A 3,277-nucleotide genomic window follows, 5' to 3' on the forward strand; every position below is an offset into this window, starting at 1 on the left:
ATTTTTTGACAGTAGTCGTAAAGCTTTTCCATATATGTGCTAAAGCTTTTTGACAAATGTGGTAAAGCTTTTCGACATATGTCAAAAATATGAAATGTAACGAGAAAAGGATAAAAATGCGGGAATAAAAGCATAAAAAGAACTGATTGAATTTTAAATACCTATAATCTCTCGCTTATGAAAACATTAATCTTTATCGAGACAATCCTTCTGCTTGTAATGACAAGTTGCGGAAGTGACAATACATCGACTGATGGTTTTATAACAGTTGATGTAACCAAAAGCAGTTATTCACCTAAAAAAGAACTGGTTCTTCAGGACTTTATGGATGTTGAATACATTCCGTTGGAAACAAACGATGAGTTTGTTAACCAAGGGTATGTACAGGCTGTTGGAGAAAAATATATAATAGTCTCAAATTATAGGAAGGATGGTGATATTTTTGTGTACAACCGGAAAGGGAAAGCCATTCGTAAGATAAACCGTAAAGGACAAGGAGCAGAAGAATACATATCATTTAGTGGTATTACATTAGATGAAGAAAACGATGAACTGTTTGTAAATGATCACCATGCAAAAAGAATAGAAGTTTATGATTTAGAAGGAAATTTTAAACGGAGTTTTAAGCAGAATGATAAAGGTAATTCTCAGTTTTATTGGGGAATATTCAATTATGATAAAGAGAATCTGATTTGTTACGATATATGTAATGATGAAATACCGTTTCTACTTATATCGAAACAAAACGGAAGTATAACCAAAGAGATTAAAGTTCCCTTTAAAGAGAAAAATCTATTTATTCAAATTTTAAGACTTGAAGGAAATACAAGATCAGCTGGACCAGGAAATTATAGTAGAATAATTCCTTATAATAACAATTGGATTCTGTTAGAACCTTCTTCAGATACGATCTATACTTTAATGCCCGACTTCAGTTTGCGTCCGTTTATAGCAAAGACACCGCCTGTTCATACCTTGGATCCAGAATTATTCCTGATTTTAAGGCTAATTTCCGATCGTTATTATTTCATGGAAAGCGTAAAGAATGTGTACGACTTTAGAAAAGAAGAAGGATTTCCGAGAACGTATTTTATGTATGATACCCAGGAAAAGGATTTTTTCAGTTACATCATATACAATGGCGATTATTCCTATAAAAGGGAATTATATATGGTTATGTTCACTCCTATAAATGCCAAAGGCGAATTATGGGCTACAATTGATGCTTTCGATCTCTGCAAAGATTATAAAGAAGGAAAGTTGAAAGGCAAACTGAAGGATATCGCCGCAAAATTGGGTGAAGATGATAACCGGGTGATTATGTTGGTGAAGCCGAAGAAGTGAAATATCAAAATGATACGATTATGAAAACAAAAGTATTTTTCCTCGTTTGCATGCTTCTGTTGGCAGGAAGCCAAGGAATGCAATCACAATCTGGTAGTTTGCCGGTAGTTGATGTATCTAAGAACTATCCATTGGAGAAACTGAATCTTCAGGATATGGCTTCAGTAGAATATGTTCCGCTGGAAACAACGGATGATATTCTATTAAGTGGAAATGCTGCACTTTCGGCAGTTGGCGACAAATATATCTTGGTTCATGAGTTTCAATTAGGAGATATTTACTTGTTCGACCGACACACCGGAAAGTTGAAATCTCATTTTAACCATAAAGGAGGAAGCGGAATGGAATATACATGGATCAAGAATGGGACAATTTTGGATGAGAAAGCGGAAGAAATCTATGTTTGCTCCCAATTTATCCAAGTCTATTCATTGGAAGGAAAATATAAGCGAACACTGAAGATAAATTGTTTTGATCATGATATGAGTATTTTTAATTACGATGATCAGTCTCTGCTTATTTATGATGATATTATAATAGAACCGAGACGGGAAAAGGAAACGACTCATACACCATATCGTTTTATATCTAAAAAAGATGGAAGCCCAATGGGAACTTTAGATATTTACTTTCCACAAAGAGTGCCGCTTGCTATTGCTCAACAAGAAGGGAATATGTGGAGACCGTATAAGTTTTCCTATCCCAGTAATGCACGTTTTGGAGATGATTTGATGCTGATGAATGTATCATCTGATACTTTATACAAATTATCGCCACAAAAAAGGCTGACACCTATATTTACTCGTACACCATCAGTTTATGCTTCCAAGTTAAGAAATATCTGGATGCCTTTATTAACTACAGATAAATTCATGCTGTTTGGTACATTTGTCATAGACTTTAATAGTACTGGAGGAAAGATTCCTAAATTTATGTATGACTTTAAAACAGGTCAGGTAAAGAGAGTTTCGATTATAGATCATGAATTAAATTATGGTATCCGTGGACCTCGGGAATGGGATTCCGGTTCGGGTACGGCCATAGCTAAGAATATGTCAGCCGAATTTGTTTCTGCTCCTGCCATGCTGGAAGCCTATCAAAAGAAACGATTGAAGGGGAATGGAAACGAAGTCGCCAAGAATTTATTGGAAGACGACAATCAGGTTGTCCGGATCTTGACATTCAAATAAGAAGAAGGTAACTATAAACATAAGTCACAACTTTCTGAATAATATTTATCGCTTATGAAAACAAAAGTATTTTCAACTTTACTGTAAAAAAACTAAACTCTGATATTATGAAATATACTTTAGGAAGATTATCTTAGAGAAAGATATATTTATGCAGCATGAAATTTACAGATATTATAGACTTATATAATGCCTTGTAAAGAAAAAAACTCCAGTCCATTGTTGTCATTTATGGACGCAGATGAATCGGAAAGTCTAAACTTATTAAAGATACAGCTTTATCCGTACTTAATTGAATTAATTCAATTTATACTCATTTCTAAAACCTCTACCTTTGTGCATTGTTATATTTATATAGGTTAGAAAAGAAAGATAAAAACAGATAGAAATGAGAAAAAGCGTTTTGTGCGGTGTGTTGTTGCTGCTATTTGGAAAGATGGTTTCCGCCCAGCAAACCCTGTCGTTGCAGGAATGCCGGGATCTGGCGGTGAAGAACAACAAAGAACTGCGGATTGCCGAGGAGAAGATACGGATGGCCGATTATGAAAAGAAGGCGGCGCTGACCAAGTATTTCCCTCAGATTTCGGCCAATGGTGCTTATATGTGGAATCAGAAGGACCTGAATCTGCTGGATATGGGGCAGTTGTCGAGTTCGCTGGCTTCTTCGTTGGGCGGTTTGGCCCAATTGCCGGTGGTACAGCAAACGGTGGGTGCCATCAATGACCTTCAGCATCTGGATATTC

Annotated in this window: 3 protein-coding genes; all 3 read left to right on the forward strand. The window is 35.7% G+C overall.

Going from position 1 to position 3,277, the window contains the following annotated elements; genetic code table 11:
- Positions 1–177: 177 nt before the first annotated feature.
- Positions 178–1,344, forward strand: coding sequence for a 6-bladed beta-propeller (locus tag U0M88_RS00635; RefSeq protein ID WP_331868591.1), 1,167 nt, complete (start codon positions 178–180; stop codon positions 1,342–1,344).
- A 20-nt stretch (positions 1,345–1,364) separates the two neighbouring features.
- Complete coding sequence (locus tag U0M88_RS00640; RefSeq protein ID WP_331868592.1) at positions 1,365–2,534, forward strand: 6-bladed beta-propeller; 1,170 nt, start codon at positions 1,365–1,367, stop codon at positions 2,532–2,534.
- Between the two features lie 388 nt (positions 2,535–2,922).
- The coding region (locus U0M88_RS00645; protein ID WP_331868593.1) for a TolC family protein at positions 2,923–3,277 on the forward strand (355 nt) is incomplete at its 3' end.

Origin of the sequence: Faecalicoccus sp., from assembly GCF_036552745.1 — a bacterium.
Lineage (GTDB): Bacteria > Bacillota_I > Bacilli_A > Erysipelotrichales > Erysipelotrichaceae > Faecalicoccus.

Bases quoted from the DNA above. Each gene is read 5' to 3' on its own strand.
- U0M88_RS00640 (WP_331868592.1), top strand. From the start codon at position 1,365: ATGAAAACAAAAGTATTTTTCCTCGTTTGCATGCTTCTGTTGGCAGGA.
- U0M88_RS00635 (WP_331868591.1), top strand. From the start codon at position 178: ATGAAAACATTAATCTTTATCGAGACAATCCTTCTGCTTGTAATGACA.